Origin of the sequence: Acinetobacter sp. SwsAc2 (genome assembly GCF_013391465.1) — a bacterium.
Classification (GTDB): Bacteria; Pseudomonadota; Gammaproteobacteria; order Pseudomonadales; family Moraxellaceae; genus Acinetobacter; species Acinetobacter johnsonii.
Genome location: NZ_JACBEZ010000004.1, coordinates 1 through 20,864, shown reverse-complemented (window position 1 = coordinate 20,864; position 20,864 = coordinate 1). Strand labels below are relative to the sequence as shown.

The following is a 20,864-nucleotide window of genomic DNA, read 5'->3' as shown; positions in this document are numbered from 1 at the left end:
TCATTCCATGAAACAAGTTATCGAGTAAAAAATGAATATCGTTCCTCAATTCGGCCTAGGCACTTTCCGTTTAACAGGTGACACTGTCATTGAGTCTGTTAAAACTGCACTAGAAGTCGGTTATCGTGCGGTCGATACTGCTCAAATCTATGGTAATGAAGCCGAAGTTGGTCAAGCCATTGAACTCAGTGGTATCAATCGTCAAGATCTTTTTCTCACCACAAAGATCTGGACAGAAAATTATTCAGTAGAAAAATTGATTCCAAGCTTAAAAGAAAGTTTGCATAAACTAAAAACCGATACCGTGAATCTAACCTTGATCCACTGGCCTGCCCCAAGTACAGGTGTAAACATTACAGAACTCATGCAGAACTTATTGCAAGCGAAACAACAAGGTTTGACCGAACACATTGGTATTTCTAACTTCAATATTGAGCTGACTCAACAGGCGATTGAGAGTATTGGGCTAGAAAACATCGCAACCAACCAAATTGAACTCAGTCCTTACCTACAAAACCATCAACTGGTTGATTTCCTCCAAGCACAAAACATTGATGTCACTTCATATATGACACTGGCTTACGGTAAGGTTTTGAATGATCCTGTTTTAATGCACATCGCGCAGCAACATCAAGTATCGACTGCACAAATTAGCTTGGCTTGGGCATTACAACGTGGTTTTGCAGTCATACCTTCTTCAACCAAACGTGAACACTTGATGTCCAACTTAAAGGCGCAAGAGATTCAACTGTCGACTGAAGAAATGATGGCAATTACGCAATTAGACCGAAATCAACGTGAAGTTAGTCCTGAGGGATTAGCACCGATGTGGGATTGAGCATCGCTATGAAAATTAATTTTCCACTTTTGGCACTTGCAGTGGGTGCTTTTGCCATTGGAACCACCGAGTTTTCACCCATGGGCTTTTTGCCTGAAATTGCCAACGATTTGTCCGTTTCAATTCCACAAGCCGGACTGCTGATTAGTGCCTATGCAGTAGGTGTCATGATTGGGGCTCCGCTCATGACCTTATGGCTGGCACGCTTTCCTAAGAAAACCGCTTTAATCCTATTGATGGCTATTTTCACGATTGGGAATGTGTTGGCGACCGTTGCACCTGATTATATGAGCTTAATGGGTGCACGTTTAATTACCAGTTTAAACCATGGTGCATTCTTTGGCTTAGGTTCGGTGGTGGCAGCCAGTGTTGTGCCTAAAGACAAACAAGCCAGTGCAGTCGCCATGATGTTTATGGGTCTCACCATTGCCAATATTGGCGGTGTGCCACTTGCAACGTGGCTCAGTCAAAATACCAGTTGGCGCATGGCTTTTGCTGCGATTTCAATCTTAGGCATTATGACCATATTGGCACTATGGAAAGCACTCCCACAAGATCACGATGTGGTTAAACCGAATGTAGCAAAAGAATTACGTGTTTTAACACGTGCGCCTGTCGTCCTTGCTTTATTAACCACGGTCATGAGCGCGGGCGCAATGTTTGCGTTATATACCTACATTGCTCCGAGCCTACATGTATTTATGCAGGCATCACCGCAAACCATCACCTTAATGTTGGTTTTAATCGGGATTGGTTTCTCCATTGGTAATCATTTGGGTGGAAAGTTTGCCGATCTATCCCTAGAGAAAACCCTGATAGGCTTCCTTATACTTTTAATGGTGATGATGCTTGTTTTCCCAGTATTAGCGCAAACAACCGTTGGTGCAGCGATTGGCTTAGTGATTTGGGGTACGGCAGCATTTGCGGTAGTACCACCACTGCAAATGCGCGTCATGTCAGTTGCAGCAGATGCGCCTGGTCTCGCCTCTTCAGTTAACATTGGCGCGTTTAACTTAGGCAATGCCTTAGGTGCCTTTGCAGGAGCAACGGTACTGAGTATGCAACTCAGCTATACAGCGGTTTCATATGCAGGTGCCGCACTCAGCTTTATGGCCTTAATCTTGGTTTTACTGCAGATGAAGTTCGGTCTCAGCAAGAAAGCTTGTGAAGCCGTTTAAGCCTTACACGACTAAACCAATCAAAAAAAGACCTACACTGCTGTAGGTCTTTTTTATACTTAGTGTTTTTGTTGTTCCAATTTCAAAAAATCCGCAATCAGCTTGGTTGCCCAAGACTCAGTATTAAGCGCCCCTTCATAGAAGCCACAATGGCTGCCTTTTTTGGTGGTCACAACGGCAATATTCGGCATTTGACGGATCATGTCTTTATACGGTTCAAAATTTTTAATGTGACAGACGGGATCATCCTCTGCATTTAAAATCAGCAATGGAATGGTGACATTTTCAAATACATAGATTGGGTTTGTGGCTTGGTTATAACTATCATAGTCCACATAACCCGCCATTTCATAATAACTCGACTCAAACTCAGCCAAGGTTTTGGTCATTAAGACTTGCGACACAGACGCTGTTTGTTGCCACGTTTGCTGGTAGGGAAAAATAAATTTCTTAAACAGCTTCTTGGTCATGACTTTACTGTAAAAGGGATGCACATTTACAAAACCCAACTCCGTGTTATAACCTGGGCACAGCGCAAAAGCCGCTTTAAAAGGGGTCTGACTCCCTTCTTCGCCTAAGTAACGCACCAAAAGCCCCGTTCCCGCAGAAGAGCCTACCGCATACAACATTGAACTTGGAAATGTGCTTTGAATAAAGGCAATTTGCTCACGTAAATCATCGGTTGAACCAAAAAGATTCATTTTAGGTACAGGCATTGGAAGGTCTGCATGTCCACGGCGTAAGCACAGTGCAACGCGCCAACCCGTATAACGATTTAAGTCACGCACCACTTCACGCATACTTTCAGGAGAGCCCGTAATCGTATGCATAACCACAACCGTTGGCGTCGCTTCAGGCAAGTCATAACCGAACCACATAATGCCAGTGACCCCACCGTCTTGCATCTCTAACTGATCAAAATGATCGTATTCCAATTGAATCCGACGCTTACGAATCACATCAAAATACAAAAGATGGGCATGCGTGTTGGATAACCACGGCGTTGGTCGGTACTTTTCTTGAAGCTGTGTAAGCGCCCCAACAGTCTCTTGAATTTGCCCTTTCGGATTAATATAGAGCTTCGGTTGTTCCGCACCAGTCACTCGATCCCACGCCGTTTGGCTTAATTGGTTTAGCAAACTGAACACAGCATTCATATCAGTACCTTCTTTTTTCCTATCTTTCTTGGTGATGCATCAATTTTCGTGCCTAACTATAAATAACAAGTCACACGTTTATCATCCAGCTTGAGGTGCAAAAGTTGCCATTCGCTGTCCCATTTGTACAGCCAAGGCCTCTAACCCCGATTTAGGACGGATCATCACTTCAAAATCTACAATTTGACCTTGCTCATTAAAACGAATCATGTCAATCCCTTTGAGCTTTTTTTCGCCGACATTGGCAGAAAACTCAAGGACGACACTTAAACCATCTTCTGTAAAAAATTCACGGTGGTAAGTAAAGTTTTCAAAAACCTGAATCACATTACTTAAAATAAAAAAAACCACTTGCTTACCCGGATAAGGATTAAATGCCACAGGTGAACGGAACACGACATCTTCTGCTAAAAGCTCATTTAAGATGCTCATATCACGAGTCGTGACCATATCATGCCAGCGTACCAATGCTTGTTTTGTTGTTGCTAAACTCATTCTTATGTCCTTATGAAAGTGAATCCACTCAAATCTGCAATAAAGGTACCTTCTCTTACACCACACACGTTTCATGGAAAAGGCAACACGAGGGAAAAGGATAATATTTTAGAAAATACCTCTCCCAAACCCTCTCCGTATAGGAGAGGGAGATTTATTACAAAATTTAAGCGGATAAATTATTGTTATCGATTAAATGGTCGCAGCCAGTTCAGCGCCTTGACGAATCGCACGCTTCGCATCCAACTCACCTGCTTCTTTCGCACCACCAATCAAATGCACATTTTTACCATCGGCTTTTAACTGGTCGTACATTGCAGTATAAGACTCTTGTCCTGCACAGATAATCACGTGATCAACCTCTAAAACTGTTGGCTGATCATTCACTGTAATGTGGAGACCTTGATCATCAATTTTGTCGTAGCTTGCACCTGCAATCATTTTTACATCGCGATGTTTTAGCCCCGTACGGTGAATCCAACCCGTGGTTTTACCTAAGCTTGCACCGACTGCCTTCGCTTTACGCTGTAGAAGGTAAATTTCACGATCCGATTGCTCCAAAACTGGCTGTTTTAAGCCACCGACATGCGCATAGCTGGTGTCGATTCCCCACTCATCATAGAATTTTTGTGGGTTTAAACTACCGCTTTCACCTTCATGGCTTAAGTATTCTGCCGTATCAAAACCAATACCGCCCGCACCAATAATCGCGACTTTTTTACCAACAGGCTTACGCTCACGTAGAACTTCGATATAGCTCAACACTTTCGGGTGATCAATCCCTTCTATAGTCAGCTCACGTGGAGTAACGCCTGTTGCAACCACGATGTCATCATAGTTCTCAGCGCTCAGCTCCTCATAAGTTGCGGTATGATTCAGCACCAATTTGATATTCGGTTGTAATTCAATTTTACGTTTGAAATAACGCAGTGTTTCGTAAAACTCTTCTTTACCAGGAATAGTCTTCGCAATATTAAACTGACCACCAATCTGACTTGCTGCATCAAAAACAGTCACCTGATGTCCACGGTCAGCGGCATAAGTCGCAAAACTCAAACCTGCAGGCCCAGCACCAATCACCGCAATATTTTTCTTAGCCGCACTTTCTTTAAAAATCAGTTCAGTTTCATAACATGCACGTGGATTGACTAAACACGTCGCAATTTGCATGGAGAAAATTTGATCTAAACAAGCTTGGTTACAACCAATACAAGTATTGATTTCATCGCTACGGCCTTGTTCGGCCTTGAGTACAAACTCCGCGTCTGCAAGCATTGGACGTGCCATAGACACCATATCTGCATCGCCCTGAGCCAAAACATGTTCAGCCATTTCAGGGGTATTAATACGGTTAGACGTCACCAAAGGAATTTGAACCGAACCTTTTAGCTTCTTGGTCACCCATGTAAATGCCGCACGTGGCACTTTGGTTGCAATCGTTGGAATACGCGCTTCATGCCAACCAATACCTGTATTGATAATGGTTGCACCCGCCTTTTCAATTTCTTTGGCAAGCTGAATCACTTCTTCTAAAGTCGAACCACCTTCAACCAAATCCAGCATTGAAAGACGATAAATAATAATAAAGTTTTCACCAACTTCTGCACGAGTGCGTTTTACGATCTCAATCGGAAAGCGAATACGATTTTCATAGCTTCCACCCCATTCATCATCACGATGATTGGTACGTGCTGCGATAAATTCATTGATTAAGTAGCCTTCTGAACCCATGATTTCAACACCATCATAGCCAGCAACTTGTGACAATTTTGCACAATTCACAAAGTCCGCAATAGTCTGATTCACTTCAGCAGAAGTAAGAGCATGGGGTTTTACAGGGTTAATCGGCGCTTGAATTGCAGATGGTGCGACGTTTTCAGCCTGATAAGAATAACGCCCAGTATGTAAAATCTGTAATGCGATTTTACCGCCCGCATCATGTACGGCTTGTGTGATGACTTTATGCTTTTCCGCTTCTTCTAAAGTATCTAACTTAGAACCACCGTGAAAAGTCACACCATGATCATTCGGTGAAATACCACCTGTTACAATGAGCCCTACACCGCCAGCGGCACGCTCTGCATAAAATGCCGCCATGCGATCATAACCACCCTCAACTTCTTCAAGTCCAACGTGCATAGATCCCATTAATACGCGGTTTTTTAATGTGGTAAAGCCTAAATCTAAAGGCGCAAGTAAATGCGGATAATTAGACATGTGTACTCCTTGGCGTGCTTTCGCTGGCTGGTATTTTAAATACAAGGTTAGATCAAATTATTTAATGCAACAAGTTGCATAATGTTTATCTTTATAATCGAGATTTGTTTTTTATGCAACATGTTGCATAATGACTCTACGTCCATTTTATTTGCGAAATATTACCGAAATGTCATTAGCTCATGTTTTATTGACCAGTTTGATTGAAAAACCAAGCACAGGTATTGAGTTAGCGCGTCGTTTTGACCGTTCAATGGGCTTCTTTTGGAATGCAACACATCAACAGATATATAGAGAACTCAGCGCTATGCAGAGCAAAGGCTGGATTTCAACAGTAGAAGATGATGGTGCTACCTCGCGTAAAAAAACCTATCAAGCAGAACAGCTTGGACGTACAGAACTTGCGGACTGGTTAGTAAAGCAAAGCCCACCTGCCCAGCTCCGTGAAGAACTGATGGTGAGACTGCGTGTTGAGGCTCAGCTTGGTGGCAATACAGTTTTGCCTGAACTTGAACGCCATCTGATCCTACACAAAGAAAAATTGCAGATCTACCAAAGTATTTTTGCCAAAGACTTTGGTCATGCTGAAGAAAATGATCGTACCTTATATATTCATAAAATGATTTTACAACTTGGAATTAATTTAGAATGTGGTTGGATTGAGTGGCTAGAGACCATGATTCCAGCGCTTAAAAACTTCGAAAAATAATAAGCCACGCAAAGGATGGACCATGCCACATTATTTAATGCCAGATGGCGAAAAACTCTATGTTCGAGAATTTGGACAAGGCACACCTGTACTGGTTTTATCTGGCTTAGGGATGCAAAGTTGGCAATGGCTACCTTTTTTATATCAACACCGTAAAAAGTACCGTTTTTACATTCCTGACTGGCGGGGTTTTGGTGGTTCAGCGCAGTGCAAAATTCCCACACTGGATGCGATTTCCAGCCACTGGCAAGATTTAAACTGCTTTCTAAAACAATATGCTGATACAGCATTCCATGTGATTGCCTATTCTATGGGCGCCACGACAGCCATGCATGGCATGCAGTATGGTCGCTTTCAAAACCATTTCCGCAGCTATTTACACATTGACCAAACCCCCAAGATTAGCGTCGATGCAGACTGGCCACATGGTTTATTTGCGGAAAAGCATGCCGATTTCAAAGTCATCCTACAAAACATTGCAGACCTATTGGCTCAAAATGTGCAGTATCGTTTGGTCTCAGACTTAACAGCGTCCATGCGTACAGAACTGGTTAAGCAATGGTTGGCTTTTATTCAACTACAAGCCACACCATCTCGAACTGCGGCTTTATTTCAAAAAGCATTTCAACAGCCATACTTGCAAAAATTCATGCTCCCGATCCAGCGTTTAGACTATATGGCTTGGTATATTCAAAATTATCTTGACCATCAAGAAGACTATCGCAGTGCGCTCAGTCAGATTGACCGACCGGCTACATTTTTTATTGGTGAAGGCTCAAAACTTTATCCTGCTCAAGGACAAAAGCTGATTGCCTCAAGTGTGCCTCATGCAAGAATAGTGATCTTTAAAAAATCTGGGCATACGCCTTTATTGAGTGAACCGCGCAAATTCTCCCAAGAAATTACACGTTTCCTCAACGCTACGGATGTTTGAATGTGTGTCGTATTATCAATCAAATAATGAATATTTTTATAAAAACTAAATATATATACACTTAATCATTCCATTGTAATGACAAAAAATTAGAGCAACCCGATAAAACACCAATGTTTAGGAATTAAAAAAGGCATCTCTAAGAGATGCCTTTTTCTTATGCTGCATAGGTCTGCTTGAGATAAGCAACAATATCTGCCGACTCAAACAAAGCTGTTTCGGTATTCGGATCAACCAAATATGGCACTTGAATATCACGCCCCATCACCTGCATGACTTGCTCGCGCTTTCCACCTGCCAAAGGTACATATTTGCCCGGCTTTAAACGCAGTACTGCTGGGCCTTGATCTTGCCAACGTTCTTTAGGCACATTATGAAACTTAAAAGGGAGCTCCAACTCGGTCAGCAAACCACGGACAATCCGAGTATAAGGACTGGCTTCAAATCCCCAAAGTTGTAACAGCTGTTCTGGCGCTACGCGATCTTTAATACTCTTATTGATCCACACTCCACGCGCTCCATTTACCAATGTACCGACATAAGCAACATAAGGCGTTTTGGGATAATGTGCATACTTTTTCGGTGTTTTACCACTGCGTCCATACTGTTCAAACAAGTAGTGAATAATATCTTCAGACTCGTATAGCTTAGTGTCTGTATTTTCATCGAGTAAAAAAGGAAATTGGGGTTTTCCACCCAACTGTTTCACCAAAGGACGATATTTAGTTCCACCCTTAGGACATGGATACACTTCATAATCTAAGTTCAACAAAGTCAATACTTCACGCACACGACGACAATATGGCGAGCCTTCAAACTCATAGAGCTTTAAAGGTTGCTCAGGTTGTTTAGGATGCGGCGTTCCTGTTACACCACGCCCACCTTGCGCAAGCCCCGAAAAAAGAGCCTGAATCACTTTAATTTGATGCTTCACCATATTACACGTCCATATCTTTTGTTTATGTTGTTATGAGTCTGGTTGCTACTTATGCATCGACCAGTTTTTCTTTTGCAATGACAATGCCGTTATTATCCGCATAGAGATAATGACCTGATTGAATGGTGACTCCACCAAAATGCAGGCTGATATCAACTTCCCCTACACCTTTACGGTTACTTTTTTGTGGAATGGCGGCTAAAGCATGCACACCTAAATCTAGTTCAGCAATGGCATCTACATCACGGACACAGCCATAAATCACCACACCATTCCAGTGATTTTTGACTGCTGACTCTGCAATTAAGTCTCCCATCAAGGCACAGCGCATCGAAGCGCCACCATCCACAACCAATACTTTACCCGTACCATCTGTTGCTAACAGCTCTTTCACCCGAGAGTTATCTTCAAAGCATTTAACCGTAACCACCTCACCACCAAAGGTTTTACGTGCACCATAGCTCCTAAAGAACTTACCATCCATCGATGGGCTGACCACTTGTAAATCAAGTTCAGGATGATCATCCAATAAATCGCATGTCACAAATGCTGTCGTCACCACACTTCCCCTCATTTTGTCTTTTGTATGCGTAAATTATCATATATTTCAAATTTCTCGGTCTGCGTTTGGGCAGCCTCGACCATAGTATGAGCCACTTGTTCTGCTGTCACTGGCTTATATTTAAAATGCTTTGGTATAAAATGCGATAGTTTGGTATAAGCCTTTTGGAATATATCTTCCAACATGCGACCTTCATTACGCTGTCCGATCAGTAAGGATGGCTGCAAAATACTGACCTTATATAAATCGAGTCCTCGAATAGTCTCTTCAAGCTCACCTTTGACGCGATTATAGAAAATTTTTGAATTGGCTTGCGCACCCAAGGCACTGATCAACACATAATGGGTTTTGGTCAAAACAAACAACTCAGCAAAATGTGCATTCACCACATAGTCGATGGCATAAAACTGCTCTTTTGAGCCAGCTTTCTTTAAAGTCGTCCCCAAACAACTAAAAGCATGACTGTAGCCCTGAACATCTTCATGGTTAAGTAATAAAAAATCATCCAGCTCCAGTTGCTGAACTTTGTCATAGTGATCGAGCTGCACATTATGCTTTCTGACCACAGCCAGTATTTTGCTACAACTTGGCAGTTGTTGTAATTGTTGAATCAGGTTTAAGCCCACCAAACCCGTTGCTCCAATCACAATCGCTTGTTCTATATTTTGTGTCATTTTTATACAAACTCCCATGCAGATGGCTAATCTTACCTTTTCTTTAGAATTTTTATGTATCTTAAATATAGTCAAAGCATGTCAAGACTTGACTTCACTGCGTATATTAATCAAAATATGCCACTTGTTTACGGGCTGGTGATTGTTCTTCTGATGTGGTTTTCAGTTTGAATTTCAGCCCGCCCAGACCAATCTATTTCAAGGAGTGCACGAGTGGCAAACTCTGCTCAAGCTAAAAAACGTGCTCGTCAAAACGTTAAAGCACGCAAACACAACGCAAGCTTACGTTCTATGGTTCGTACTTACATCAAACGTACAGTAGCTGCTATCGCTGCTGGTGATTACGCAGTTGCTTCTGAAGCATACAAAACTGCTGTACCAGTAATCGACCGTATGGCTGATAAAGGCATCATCCATAAGAACAAAGCTGCTCGTCATAAGAGCCGTTTAAATGCACAAGTTAAAGCTTTAGCTAACTAATTTATGCATTAAAAAAAGCCCTTTTTAAAGGGCTTTTTTTGTATCTATTTTTTGAACCTTCCAACGCCTAAACCTTTTCCAATACATCTGTTACTTAACAATACAGCTTAAAACTCAAATAAAATTTAGCAAGCGCTCTCTAACACCCACGAGAACATCTACTTACAAAAAAAGCCCCCTTTAGGGAGCTCTTTTCATTTTATGTTGAATCATTTGCCAGATGAGCAGTGGTTTAATTCAAAGATTGAGCTTTCAAGTTTTTCACTAAAATACCCATATTTTTTGAGGTTGCCCCAGCCAAAATCAAGCTTGTATTTTGATTCAGCATTGTCCATCTTTGATTATTATTTCCAGAGCAACTATATCGAATTGCTATTTGACGGTTATTTACCAAATTACCCGAGTTTAGATCTAAGCACTGTCCTGATTGTTTAATAGCAGACGTCGTCGCATCCATTGACCACACTTGTGCTGTATTATTCGCCACACAGTCAGTCAAGGTGACTTTAGCACTTCCTCCATTACCCGTTAAACATTGTCCCATAGCCGCTTTGCTATGGATACGTCCTAAACTGTCATAAACCCACTGCTCAGTATCATCAGCAGTACAAGCCGACGGACCACTAATGTAAACATCCATTTTTTTGTTCGCAGTTAACTCCGTTTTTAAACAGTTTTTGTTATTTTTCAACAATCCACTTTGTGCAAGTGGGTCATCTTGTTGTAAACCTAGCTGTTTGATAAAAGCATTGAGTGCATCAATCGCAGCAGGTACATCTTTGGCTAAATCATCATAATAAACATTTACCCAACGATTTAAACGCATCCACCTAGTTTCTTGCTCTTCATAACGCTCAAGTACCTGCTGTGCAGCTAAACTCATCTCATTTTTATATGACTTATAAGCCTGATAAAGCATTAAACCGTTTGGTGACAAAACAATAATATTGTTCGCCGCTTGATTCAGTAGCTCTTGCTCAAGTAGGGGCAACTCTACATCGCGTAAGGCTTTATAACCCTGTGCTTTCCCAATCTTAACTGCAGGCGTAATAGCCGTAGCATATTGGGGAATCACTGTAGTCGATAATAATTTGGCAGCAGCATTGGCCTGCTTACAATATAAATCAACTTTTTGAGGGTGATCTGCAAGCGCTAAATTGACATGTAATTTATTGGCATTACTACCTAATCGTGTCGGAGCCAGTGCAATATTGGTTACTGTATTTGGATACTGTACATTTAACCAACATGCATCCTGATTTAACGCCGTATTTGCAGCGGGTAAATCATAGACATTGCCCCAATTTGAACGTGCCGCAGGATATAGTAGCCCAACCTTTGCAACAGGGTCATAGCCACCCAAAATGGTCACTACAGGCTCACCAAAGACACGTGGGCGTAAATAGTTTTGCTTTGGTTGATACCAAACAGGTGCAGCAGAATCTGGCATAGTAGGCTGAACCACTTCCATCTGCCGTATGACTTCATTCCATTTTTTATAGCCCGTCGGTGAAGTCTTATCCCACACATAGCGGTTAAAGTGCGGTTGAATTTTTAAATAAGTGCTATAACCCGTATAGTGGGTATAACGTGAAACTGAGCTTGATGCATAACCACCAGACATTGCATCTCGGCTATGCGGATATAAAGCTAAAAAATTTGCAATTCCTGTAGAAGCAGCCCATAAATCCTTATTATTCCAAATTAAATTACCCCGCATCATATTGCGATACGGAATATAACCCCAACCACTATCCGCATGATGTGAAGTCCAAAACTGGTTATCACCCTCCTGCCCAGGATAATGCCCCAGTCCATAGTGGTGCCCAATTTCATGACTAAACTCGTTTCCAACCGAATCATACAACGTCAGCATGCCGTTACCACCACTTAAACCATGATTACTTTCGCCATTGGCATATTTTCCACGGCTATGGTGTGCAACTACGGTTTGGGTTAATTGTGGTTGATTTTGACTTGCCATCGAAGCACTGGTAATTCCCCAGTTTGCTAGATTAATGCCTACGCTAAATGTCGACTTACCCACGTTTTCACGCATGTCGCCCTCATAAACCCCACCTTGGCTGGCACTTGCCGTATCGTAAATGGTCCCGTCGGCAATCATGACGCGATCTAACTGAATATCATCATATTTTGCAACGGTCATTTCAGCAGCTGGAATCGTTTGAAAGTAATCTGAACCGGCCCGAACAGGATCATTCAGCATATAGTGACCATTGGAAACAGGGGGAGCAGTTAACATGCCAATACGAATATTGTTTAAGACCAACTCTCCTGGAGAGGCAAAGTCAATTTTATCTTCCGTAATTTGTCCCTGACGTCCATGAAAATCTTTAAACTGAATACGTAAACCAGGGCGTATTTCATCCCAATTGAGTCGAGCACTCCACGCGCGCTTACTATATTGCACACGCGGACGCTCATCGGTATTGGTTTGATCAGACTGAGGAATGTGTGTTGGATCATCCAATTCAATAGTTCTTAACCATTGGTTATTCATATAGATGTCTGCACTCAGCCTCTCGATTGTTCCCATTGCTTGACTGGGTGTAACCAATAACAATGCTTCTTTTTCCATCGTAAGACGTGGCATTTTTTTACTTTCATTACCATTTGGATCAACCACATGACTCTGACCAAATTGCAACATCGCCTCAAAACTACCAGTTAAATCATTTCGTATCACACGTATTTTTGAGTTTGCATCGTAATCAAAATAACCCAATGTATTTCCATCAGCCACATCCTGTGTAGGTTCCGCATAGGTTTTCACTACAGGCGTTGTAGAGTTTTCGGTTCCACTTTCTCCACCACCTCCACCACACGCAGCAAGCATCAGTGTTACAACGCAAAGACTTAGCTTGCAATACAAGAACTCATTCACACTTTTCACATCTTCCCCCAAAATAGTCACAAATAAAAATTAAAAAACCATTAATAATTTATATAAATCAAAAGCTTAATTATTTAACACTATTTTCTATACATATTCAATTTACATAATTTGTCACTTCAGGACATATTTTTTATCGGTCTTGAAACTAATGTTCGAAAAATAAAAGTTCTGTGACAGGGCTTGAATTTATGAAAAATAATGATAAGTTATACATTTAAATTTGCACCAATATAGTGCCAATATTTGTCAGTCAATTTCTTTAAAAAATATATTTCAATTAATTTTCTTTGTAAGCACGTAGCTTATTTTAATTTTTAGATCCAAAATGACTAAAATCCCATAAATAAATTATGGTATTCTGTTTTCTTATAATGAAACCACATAGAATGTTCTACTGGGGAATAGCATGATTAATAAATTTCTTCCAACACTTGAAAAATTCCAACCGACAGAACAACAATATATTGAGTATTTTCATACCAAAGGTGAAAAAGACATACTCGCCAAAGTCATCTCAAATATGCGGGGAACCGCAGAAATTCAGGCTTCTCAGGGCGTTGATGCATGGTTAGGCTATGGCGTTTACTTGCCTGCAATTGAACGTATTTTTGCACTGCACCAAGGGGAAACGGAAGCTGAGTTTTATGACCGCACTCAATATCCAGCCGATGTTGTCAATGCTTATACCCTTTCGAATCATGAGATTGCCACGCTCATTGCTGCAGATAAATACAATCGTATTCATCAGCACAGCGTAGCGGTGAATACCTCATTATGGCCTTTAAATGATGAAGGCCTAAGTATCGACTTGCTCGATTTTCCCAATCGACTCAAAGCAAAAATTTAAATTGATGCGATATATCATTCAATAACGGTGACAAATGATCGATCTATAAATCTCGTATATTCTTTTTCTCGTTTAAACGAACGTCTAAATGAATGAACGAGATTTATAGTTGAATTAATTTTTATTTTTGAACAAAGCACTTACAGATTTTGAAACTCATGAATATTAAGTTCATTCATTTCCCCGCGCCAAATCCATTTCAATTTTGATTCCAAAAACACATCTCCCTCAAACCACACAAAAAGACCTTCCATCATTTTCGGCCAGTCTTCTTTGGTCACAATCGTGCGCCCTGAAATAACCGCCAAAATTGCGGCTAAAATCGTGTCATGACTGACCGCAAGGCTCAAACCATAGGGATTGTTCGGATGCGTGTTATATATGAGCTCCAATACATCTACGACGCCATGAATTGGGTGCTTCATACCAGGTAAGGCATTATTCACAAAGCTATTAATAAATCCTAGAGCGCCTTGACGCTGAAAATAAGGCCCGGCTTGCTTAATATCCAAAACAAAACTGCCTGGCTCAACCAATAAACCTTGTTCGATAATTTCAATGCGGTGGGTATTCGGCTCAAGGGTTTGTCCATCTGCCCCTTGAATCATTAGCGCAGCGGTATCAATACAACGTTGAATTGGGCTAGAAATACAGTGTTGTATCACTCGATCCGTATTATCGATCAGATAGGAACCCCACGCCTCCGCCAAATCGCGCCCTTGATGCGTCAACTGTAAATCATAGCCTGCAAGCCCCTGACCCGTAACTACTTCACGAATGGAATGACGTGTAAACAACGTCACTGGCGTTTTTGCATCTGGCAATAAATCGATTGCCTTTAACATACTAGGCGGGAGTAACTCTAAGGCCATAATCACTAGCAACTCAATAATTCAAAAAACACTATAGCACGCTCAGTTTTTAGCTCAAGCCGACGAAGGCATTAGTTCAAGTGCTTGTAATGCCAGTTTTTTCATATCTTTATTTCGATATGCAATAAAACCTCCATTCAGTAAACTCAATCTTTGGTTATATACGAATGGTCGTCCCTGAAAATCAACCAAACCACCACCGATTCGCTCCAATAAACACTGCCCAGCACTGGTATCCCACTCACTCGTTGGGTGAAAGCGCGGGTAAATATCGACTCGATCTTCCAACACCATACAAAACTTATATGCACTCCCTGCGCGATACTCTTGAATAGGTGTAAGTTTTTCTAACTGCTCTAAATACACATGGTACTGTGGTTTACTCTGACTACTTTGACTTAAGCCGACTTTAACAGCACTGTGGTTTTCAACTGGAACATATTCAGACCATACGTCTTTTTCAATATTATATTTTAAAGGCTGACCTTGTAGTGGACAGAAGTAAATTTGCTGTTCACAAGGAATAGCCAGCACAGCAAAAGTTGTATGTGCACCCTCAATTAGACTGAGATTAATGGTGAATTCAGGACGTTGATGCAAAAATTCTTTGGTGCCATCTAAAGGATCAAGCATCCAAAAAGACTGCCACTGCTGTCTATGCACATGCTGCCCTTCTTCAGAAAGAACAGGCAAATGAGGAAAGGTGTTGTTTAAAGCATCAGTAATAAATTGATTGACACGATAGTCCGCTTGCGTGACGGGTGAATGATCGGATTTTCGTTCAACTGTAAAATCACCACCTGCAACATAAGCTTGATACTCTGCTCGTAAAATCTCGCACGCTTGAGTCACAATCGGTACAAGTTGCAATATCAGCGCATCTTGAGGTGCAGTTGTGGGCTTAAACATGAGACCGCCTTTTTATTCATTAAGTTATAGATCGAGAAGTTCATCTATTGGGATAGCAGCATGCTGATCGCCTCGTATTCAACGGTATACAGTCACCTCAGAGGAGAACACGCGAACACTTTTTCAACACTGCCTTAAAAATATTATACGCCTAAGACACTCAGGAAATATCACTCAATTCCAATTCTTCTTTTGACTTTGGGTTGAGTGGTCCAATCAACCTGACTTTACCTTTACCCACACCTTAAATATTGAGGCTATAGAAAGTCACAAGCTGACCGTTTCTAATTTGTGCTTACTCTTAATTTCTTTTCAGCTTTATACATCCAAGTGATTTCTTTATGAAAAATCATTGCGCAAAAAAATCCCACGCATGGGAGCGTGGGATATAAAACAAGAAAAGCTACAGCGCTTTAATTTCGAGTGTAGTATAAACCTGCATTTCAAATACATCAATTAAAAAATGCACCCTTTCTCCAGTTTTTTTTAAATTACTTTACAGCGACTCATTTTTATCTGAACACTTCACTTCTAATTGATACTCATCCTGCGTCACTTTGATCTTAATCTTTTGATACTTTCTTTTATTCGGATCCATAGACGAACTAGCGACTTCATGCAAAAATTTACGGTCATTCATAAGCTCGCTATATGCTTTATAACCAATCAAAATCTTTTCAGGCTTTTTATTTTTGGAAATTAATTCTTTTAGAATATCGTCTAGTTCATTTGCAGTAACAATTGACATATCGAAGCAACTCAAAATAAAAAAGATTATCCATGAATAATATGATCAAAAGATGTCAGAAATCATCTTTCTCACTATTTTTATTTCAATAGAAAAATAAAAACCCGATCAGTATGAAAACAAATCGGGTTTTTGTCTGTAATCACTCAGACCAGAAAGTTATTATAATAAAAAACCTGTTTACCTCTCTCCAAATAAACAGGTTTAACTGCACAAACATCATCTAATCATTATATTTTCATTTCTTTATGCCATACACTCTACAGCTCAAATATTTCAAAGAAATGAAACCTTAGTTTTTTTACACAATTGAATATTTAATCATCATTACGTAAAAAAGTTAGCTCATATTCATCATGTGTAATTTTAATCTTGGTATTACGATAAGTCCGCTTATTTGGATCTAAAGATGAACTCATTACATTTTCTGCAAATTTTTTATTCGACATAAATTTTGCATAAAGCATATAACCAATACGGATTTTTTTAATGGCCTTTTTCTTACCTTTTGCTTCATATTTATCTAAGGTTTCATCTAAAAAATCTAAATTTAATTCACTCATCTATTCCTCTCTATTTTATTCTCATTCGCCACATCTTTTTTAACCGATTCTTGTTTAAATAACCAGCAAAACCCCTTTATTTTCATTTTCATTTTCATTTTCATTTTCATTTTCATTTTCATTTTTGTCAGAAAACTTACTTTTATTGCGCTAGGCTGGATACAACGAATCTTTCTCAATCAGATGAAGTGTTTTGAATTTAGATTCAAATATAGAAAATCACCCTCAGGTGGTGTTAATGGTATCGATGTAAAATGAACATTTGATGAAATAGACATGAGAGCCGAATAGCTAAGTGGTACTGAAAAGCTGACCAAAACCAATGATGCAGTCCGTTGTAATCCATGGCTGATTTAGATCAGCAACAACAGTAAAGATTTTCCATAATAATTACAGCTGTAAGCGCTCTCATCGGATGTTTATAAAAACTCTTCCTTCTCCATAAGGTGAATCATTTCTTATGCTGAAGTTCAATATTGTTGTGAATCAATGTGCGATTAACACATCTTATATGCTCTTACTTAAAAAATTGAGATCCCGTATTCTTCAATTTTTGACAATGGGCTATGCAAGCCCGTAATCTTATACAGCTATACGCTATAATTACGCCATATTTGCATAAAGCAAAACTGCTAAATCGGTTGCTAACTGTTTTCTATCGCGATTGCTGAACTTTGAAACCTTGGAGATTTTTTGAGTGGAAAAGCCAATTATCATTTTTGATATGGACGGTACATTACTGGATCTTGCCTATGATGATTTTATTTGGAATCATCAGCTTCCTATCCGTTATGCTGAACAACACCAGTGCTCTTTAGAACAAAGTACTCAAGCGCTATTTCAGTTTTATCAAACCCATAATCACACACTCAATTGGTATTCTACGCGCTTTTGGACAGCCAAAGTCGGCGTAGATACACTCGCCTTACAGCAGGAATTTAAGCATAAAGTTAGCCTGCGTGAAGGCTGTCTTGAACTTCTCGACTATTTAAAAAGTAACGGCTACCCTTGCTGGCTTGCCACCAATGCGGACTGTGAGGGACTCAAGTTCAAACTCGAACACACGAAGCTGGCCTCATATTTCGATGTCATCATTAGCAGCGAAACCCTCGGTCATGCCAAGGAATTTACTGAGTTTTGGCAACATCTCCATGAACGCCATCCTTTTGCAACCACACAGTGTTACTTTATCGATGACACTGAAAAAGTACTAAAGGGTGCTGAAAGTTATGGTATTCAAAACCTATTTACCATTGCTCAACCCTCATCACTAGGTCAAAGCAAGACATCCAGCCCTTATCCGATCTTAAATCAGCTCACCGATTTAATTCCTTATTTAGAGCAAGCTGAGGTCACGGCCAAATATGCGTAAATCCACTTTAGCGGAAGATGCTGTAGGCATGCGCATTGACAAATGGTTATGGGCAGCACGTTTTTTTAAAACGCGCTCCATTGCCAAAAATGCAATTGAGGGGGGCAAAGTTCACCACCATGGCGAACGTGTCAAAGTGTCGAGAGAAGTTCGGGTTGGAATGGAACTCACCATACAACAAGGTATTGACAAGAAAACCGTAGTGATCAAAGAACTCTCTGACGTGCGTGGCCCCGCTACTGTTGCACAAAAATTATATGAAGAAACTGAAGTCAGTATTACACGACGGGAATTGATTGCAAGCCAAAGAAAGTTGCATAATCTAGCTCGACCTGATCATCGTCCAAGTAAAAAAGACCGACGCGATATCAGTAAGTTTAGACAAGAAAATGATCAACAATTTGACCAATATTGGTCTTATAATGATGATGAATGACATGCGTCATATTGTGTCGCACACGATCTGACTTTTATAGAAGATACAGACTAAATCTGTCACTATACTGAGCATATTCAGTAAATATCCGTGACATCGTTTTGAGGTTGTAAGATGGATGATAATAAAAGCAAGGCGCTCAATGCTGCGCTAAGCCAAATTGAAAAGCAGTTTGGTAAAAACACAGTAATGCGTCTTGGCGATAACACCGTACAAGCTGTTGAAGCGGTATCAACGGGTTCTTTGACACTTGATATTGCACTAGGCATTGGCGGCTTACCGAAAGGTCGTATCGTTGAGATTTATGGTCCTGAATCTTCAGGTAAAACAACCATGACTTTACAAGCGATTGCCGAATGTCAAAAAGCAGGTGGTACATGTGCATTTATCGATGCAGAACACGCTTTAGACCCACAGTATGCGCGTAAACTTGGCGTAGATATTGACAATCTACTGGTTTCTCAGCCTGACCATGGTGAGCAAGCACTTGAAATTGCAGACATGCTGGTTCGCTCTGGTGCTATTGACCTCATCGTTGTCGATTCTGTTGCAGCATTGACACCACGTGCGGAAATTGAAGGTGAAATGGGCGACTCGCACATGGGCCTCCAAGCACGTTTAATGAGCCAAGCATTACGTAAAATTACAGGTAATGCAAAACGCTCAAACTGTATGGTGATTTTCATTAACCAAATTCGTATGAAAATTGGTGTAATGTTTGGTAGCCCTGAAACCACGACTGGTGGTAATGCGTTGAAATTCTATGCGTCTGTGCGTTTAGACATTCGTCGCGTAGGTCAGGTCAAAGAAGGCGATGAAATCGTTGGTTCTGAAACCAAAGTGAAAGTTGTCAAAAACAAAATGGCACCTCCATTCCGCGAAGCGCTCTTCCAAATCCTATATGGTAAAGGCGTCAACCACTTGGGCGAACTTGTAGACTTAGCTGTTCAACAAGAAATCGTACAAAAAGCAGGTGCTTGGTATTCATACCAAGGTGATAAAATTGGTCAAGGTAAAAACAATGTGATCCGTCACCTTGAAGAAAACCCTCAGTTGGCTGAAACCATTGAGAAAATCATTCGAGAAAAACTCCTGACGACTGCAAACGCTGCGCCTGTAGAAGAGAATGAAGAAGAGCCAGACTTTTTAGATGCTTAATTAAAAGTATCGAAAAAGATTAAATGTTATTATACGACATTTAGGCTTACACTCAGAAACGCCCTACGGGGCGTTTTGTTTATTCAGATCTATTTCATAGCCGATTATGCCTAATTCAAAATTCCCCAAACTCCTTGACTATGATGCTCTCAAACAACAATTTGGTGAGGAAGAATCCCCTGCTACTCAATACGGCCACACGCAGGTAACACAAGAAACTGATGATGCTTTAGATTTTGATGAAGAAAATCAGCCCAAACCCACAGGTTTAACAGGTTCTCGTCTACGTTCTTATGCCTTTGCTGTATTAACACGTAAGGAATATTCAAAAGCAGAATTGATTGAGAAACTGGCTACATGGGCGATGCACCGTGAAGAAGTGATTACACTGGTTGAAGAGCTTTCAGCACAAAACTATCAGAGTGATCAACGCGTAGCTGAGATCATGCTATCGAGCCAAAAGCGTAAAGGCAAAGGCCCTAATCGCATTAAAATGGCGCTAAAAACCAAAAAGATTGACACTGGTTTAATTTTAGAAGAATTGAAAGAAACGGATTGGGTCGAACAAGCCTATCAACTCAAAGTTAGAAAGTATGGAACTGAGGTCGCAACAGATCCAAAACTAAAAGCCAAGCAAATCCGTTTTTTAATGTATCGTGGCTTTGAAATGGACGCGATTATGAAAGCGATTAATCGCAGGGTTGATGACTAATCACCATTCACTCTTGACCAAGGGCGAATTCAAACATGAGGTGCGACAGTTTGAAAAGTCTTATGATAATCAACAAGCTGAGCAAATTTCTCTAATGGTGTAAGCCAATCTAACGCTTTTCTAGGACGAGTATTCAGTGACATGGCAAC

At 40.7% G+C, this 20,864-nt stretch carries 21 protein-coding genes and 1 pseudogene; 10 read left to right on the top strand and 12 right to left on the bottom strand.

The features are described from left to right. Positions 1–31: 31 nt before the first annotated feature. Together dkgB and HYI04_RS03020 are read left to right on the top strand one after the other, a co-directional pair. Entirely contained in the window at positions 32–838 is an 807-nt protein-coding gene (gene dkgB / locus HYI04_RS03025; protein ID WP_005401050.1) for a 2,5-didehydrogluconate reductase DkgB, read from the top strand. Positions 839–846: 8 nt separating this feature from the next. After that, positions 847–2,016: an MFS transporter gene (locus tag HYI04_RS03020; RefSeq protein WP_039890397.1), complete on the top strand. Its 1,170-nt coding sequence runs from the start codon at positions 847–849 to the stop codon at positions 2,014–2,016. A gap of 59 nt (positions 2,017–2,075) precedes the next feature. On the opposite strand, the gene HYI04_RS03015 is transcribed toward HYI04_RS03020, so the two are convergent. The 3 genes from HYI04_RS03015 to HYI04_RS03005 form a co-directional block, all read right to left on the bottom strand. Continuing rightward, complete coding sequence (locus HYI04_RS03015; RefSeq protein ID WP_005401048.1) at positions 2,076–3,173, bottom strand: YheT family hydrolase; 1,098 nt, start codon at positions 3,171–3,173, stop codon at positions 2,076–2,078. 81 nt (positions 3,174–3,254) lie between these two features. Further along, entirely contained in the window at positions 3,255–3,668 is a 414-nt protein-coding gene (locus HYI04_RS03010; RefSeq protein WP_005401047.1) for a nuclear transport factor 2 family protein, read from the bottom strand. Positions 3,669–3,860: 192 nt separating this feature from the next. Further along, positions 3,861–5,885 (bottom strand): NADPH-dependent 2,4-dienoyl-CoA reductase, encoded by a 2,025-nt coding sequence (locus HYI04_RS03005; protein ID WP_005401046.1) that lies wholly within the window; start codon positions 5,883–5,885, stop codon positions 3,861–3,863. Between the two features lie 169 nt (positions 5,886–6,054). Between HYI04_RS03005 and HYI04_RS03000 the strand changes: the two genes are divergently transcribed. Further along, positions 6,055–6,594 carry a PadR family transcriptional regulator gene (locus HYI04_RS03000; RefSeq protein WP_039890479.1) on the top strand — a complete coding sequence of 180 codons (540 nt, stop codon included), beginning with the start codon at positions 6,055–6,057 and terminating at the stop codon, positions 6,592–6,594. A 22-nt stretch (positions 6,595–6,616) separates the two neighbouring features. Then, positions 6,617–7,528: an alpha/beta fold hydrolase gene (locus HYI04_RS02995; protein ID WP_005401044.1), complete on the top strand. Its 912-nt coding sequence runs from the start codon at positions 6,617–6,619 to the stop codon at positions 7,526–7,528. Positions 7,529–7,685: 157 nt separating this feature from the next. Here the strand turns inward: HYI04_RS02995 and HYI04_RS02990 are convergent, their stop codons facing one another. Genes HYI04_RS02990 through HYI04_RS02980 form a run of 3 tightly spaced genes read right to left on the bottom strand, consistent with a single transcriptional unit; the run spans position 7,686 to position 9,701 of the window. Continuing rightward, positions 7,686–8,465, bottom strand: coding sequence for a glutathione S-transferase N-terminal domain-containing protein (locus HYI04_RS02990; RefSeq protein WP_159152808.1), 780 nt, complete (start codon positions 8,463–8,465; stop codon positions 7,686–7,688). 49 nt (positions 8,466–8,514) lie between these two features. After that, positions 8,515–9,027, bottom strand: coding sequence for a ribonuclease E activity regulator RraA (gene rraA, locus HYI04_RS02985; protein ID WP_062033117.1), 513 nt, complete (start codon positions 9,025–9,027; stop codon positions 8,515–8,517). An 8-nt stretch (positions 9,028–9,035) separates the two neighbouring features. Continuing rightward, entirely contained in the window at positions 9,036–9,701 is a 666-nt protein-coding gene (locus tag HYI04_RS02980; protein ID WP_094148188.1) for a nucleoside-diphosphate sugar epimerase, read from the bottom strand. A 213-nt stretch (positions 9,702–9,914) separates the two neighbouring features. Here HYI04_RS02980 and rpsT point away from each other — a divergent pair, with 213 nt between their 5' ends. After that, positions 9,915–10,181, top strand: coding sequence for a 30S ribosomal protein S20 (rpsT, locus tag HYI04_RS02975; RefSeq protein ID WP_004696602.1), 267 nt, complete (start codon positions 9,915–9,917; stop codon positions 10,179–10,181). A 232-nt stretch (positions 10,182–10,413) separates the two neighbouring features. Here rpsT and HYI04_RS02970 read toward each other — a convergent pair whose 3' ends face one another. Next, on the bottom strand, positions 10,414–13,038 hold the full coding sequence (locus HYI04_RS02970) for a M66 family metalloprotease (protein WP_171519347.1): 2,625 nt from the start codon (positions 13,036–13,038) through the stop codon (positions 10,414–10,416). Between the two features lie 466 nt (positions 13,039–13,504). Here HYI04_RS02970 and HYI04_RS02965 point away from each other — a divergent pair, with 466 nt between their 5' ends. After that, the gene (locus HYI04_RS02965; protein ID WP_010326978.1) at positions 13,505–13,945 is read left to right on the top strand and encodes a hypothetical protein; all 441 of its coding nucleotides are present in this window, start codon (positions 13,505–13,507) and stop codon (positions 13,943–13,945) included. Between the two features lie 140 nt (positions 13,946–14,085). Here HYI04_RS02965 and HYI04_RS02960 read toward each other — a convergent pair whose 3' ends face one another. The 4 genes from HYI04_RS02960 to HYI04_RS02945 all read right to left on the bottom strand — a co-directional run bounded on the left by HYI04_RS02960 (position 14,086) and on the right by HYI04_RS02945 (position 17,037). Further along, the gene (locus tag HYI04_RS02960; RefSeq protein WP_004696597.1) at positions 14,086–14,817 is read right to left on the bottom strand and encodes a histidine phosphatase family protein; all 732 of its coding nucleotides are present in this window, start codon (positions 14,815–14,817) and stop codon (positions 14,086–14,088) included. Between the two features lie 54 nt (positions 14,818–14,871). Then, positions 14,872–15,726 carry a 3'(2'),5'-bisphosphate nucleotidase CysQ gene (locus tag HYI04_RS02955; RefSeq protein WP_010326979.1) on the bottom strand — a complete coding sequence of 285 codons (855 nt, stop codon included), beginning with the start codon at positions 15,724–15,726 and terminating at the stop codon, positions 14,872–14,874. Positions 15,727–16,222: 496 nt separating this feature from the next. Further along, positions 16,223–16,474 (bottom strand): hypothetical protein, encoded by a 252-nt coding sequence (locus tag HYI04_RS02950; RefSeq protein ID WP_178895825.1) that lies wholly within the window; start codon positions 16,472–16,474, stop codon positions 16,223–16,225. A gap of 317 nt (positions 16,475–16,791) precedes the next feature. Beyond that, positions 16,792–17,037, bottom strand: coding sequence for a hypothetical protein (locus HYI04_RS02945; protein WP_004696593.1), 246 nt, complete (start codon positions 17,035–17,037; stop codon positions 16,792–16,794). Positions 17,038–17,734: 697 nt separating this feature from the next. On the opposite strand from HYI04_RS02945, the gene HYI04_RS02940 reads away from it, so the two are divergent. From HYI04_RS02940 to HYI04_RS02925, 4 genes are all read left to right on the top strand, one after another. Continuing rightward, a complete protein-coding gene (locus HYI04_RS02940; protein WP_005401036.1) occupies positions 17,735–18,409 on the top strand; it encodes an HAD-IA family hydrolase in 675 nt (224 codons plus the stop codon). After that, the gene (locus tag HYI04_RS02935; protein WP_005401035.1) at positions 18,402–18,845 is read left to right on the top strand and encodes an RNA-binding S4 domain-containing protein; all 444 of its coding nucleotides are present in this window, start codon (positions 18,402–18,404) and stop codon (positions 18,843–18,845) included. The genes HYI04_RS02940 and HYI04_RS02935 overlap by 8 nt, the downstream gene beginning before the upstream one ends. A gap of 114 nt (positions 18,846–18,959) precedes the next feature. Further along, positions 18,960–20,003, top strand: a complete 1,044-nt coding sequence (gene recA / locus HYI04_RS02930) for a recombinase RecA (protein ID WP_005401034.1) — start codon at positions 18,960–18,962, stop codon at positions 20,001–20,003. A gap of 106 nt (positions 20,004–20,109) precedes the next feature. Continuing rightward, the gene (locus HYI04_RS02925; protein WP_005401033.1) at positions 20,110–20,715 is read left to right on the top strand and encodes a regulatory protein RecX; all 606 of its coding nucleotides are present in this window, start codon (positions 20,110–20,112) and stop codon (positions 20,713–20,715) included. A 29-nt stretch (positions 20,716–20,744) separates the two neighbouring features. Here HYI04_RS02925 and HYI04_RS02920 read toward each other — a convergent pair. Beyond that, positions 20,745–20,864, bottom strand: a pseudogene (locus HYI04_RS02920) (IS30 family transposase); the annotation flags it as partial.

What these genes read in the sequence shown, in the direction of transcription:
- dkgB (WP_005401050.1), top strand. Translation starts at nt 32, where the DNA reads ATGAATATCGTTCCTCAATTCGGCCTAGGCACTTTCCGTTTAACAGGT.
- HYI04_RS03020 (WP_039890397.1), top strand. Translation starts at nt 847, where the DNA reads ATGAAAATTAATTTTCCACTTTTGGCACTTGCAGTGGGTGCTTTTGCC.
- HYI04_RS03015 (WP_005401048.1), bottom strand. Translation starts at nt 3,173, where the DNA reads ATGAATGCTGTGTTCAGTTTGCTAAACCAATTAAGCCAAACGGCGTGG.
- HYI04_RS03010 (WP_005401047.1), bottom strand. Translation starts at nt 3,668, where the DNA reads ATGAGTTTAGCAACAACAAAACAAGCATTGGTACGCTGGCATGATATG.
- HYI04_RS03005 (WP_005401046.1), bottom strand. Translation starts at nt 5,885, where the DNA reads ATGTCTAATTATCCGCATTTACTTGCGCCTTTAGATTTAGGCTTTACC.
- HYI04_RS03000 (WP_039890479.1), top strand. Translation starts at nt 6,055, where the DNA reads ATGTCATTAGCTCATGTTTTATTGACCAGTTTGATTGAAAAACCAAGC.
- HYI04_RS02995 (WP_005401044.1), top strand. Translation starts at nt 6,617, where the DNA reads ATGCCACATTATTTAATGCCAGATGGCGAAAAACTCTATGTTCGAGAA.
- HYI04_RS02990 (WP_159152808.1), bottom strand. Translation starts at nt 8,465, where the DNA reads ATGGTGAAGCATCAAATTAAAGTGATTCAGGCTCTTTTTTCGGGGCTT.
- HYI04_RS02980 (WP_094148188.1), bottom strand. Translation starts at nt 9,701, where the DNA reads ATGACACAAAATATAGAACAAGCGATTGTGATTGGAGCAACGGGTTTG.
- HYI04_RS02970 (WP_171519347.1), bottom strand. Translation starts at nt 13,038, where the DNA reads ATGCTTGCTGCGTGTGGTGGAGGTGGTGGAGAAAGTGGAACCGAAAAC.
- HYI04_RS02965 (WP_010326978.1), top strand. Translation starts at nt 13,505, where the DNA reads ATGATTAATAAATTTCTTCCAACACTTGAAAAATTCCAACCGACAGAA.
- HYI04_RS02960 (WP_004696597.1), bottom strand. Translation starts at nt 14,817, where the DNA reads ATGGCCTTAGAGTTACTCCCGCCTAGTATGTTAAAGGCAATCGATTTA.
- HYI04_RS02955 (WP_010326979.1), bottom strand. Translation starts at nt 15,726, where the DNA reads ATGTTTAAGCCCACAACTGCACCTCAAGATGCGCTGATATTGCAACTT.
- HYI04_RS02950 (WP_178895825.1), bottom strand. Translation starts at nt 16,474, where the DNA reads ATGTCAATTGTTACTGCAAATGAACTAGACGATATTCTAAAAGAATTA.
- HYI04_RS02945 (WP_004696593.1), bottom strand. Translation starts at nt 17,037, where the DNA reads ATGAGTGAATTAAATTTAGATTTTTTAGATGAAACCTTAGATAAATAT.
- HYI04_RS02935 (WP_005401035.1), top strand. Translation starts at nt 18,402, where the DNA reads ATGCGTAAATCCACTTTAGCGGAAGATGCTGTAGGCATGCGCATTGAC.
- recA (WP_005401034.1), top strand. Translation starts at nt 18,960, where the DNA reads ATGGATGATAATAAAAGCAAGGCGCTCAATGCTGCGCTAAGCCAAATT.
- HYI04_RS02925 (WP_005401033.1), top strand. Translation starts at nt 20,110, where the DNA reads ATGCCTAATTCAAAATTCCCCAAACTCCTTGACTATGATGCTCTCAAA.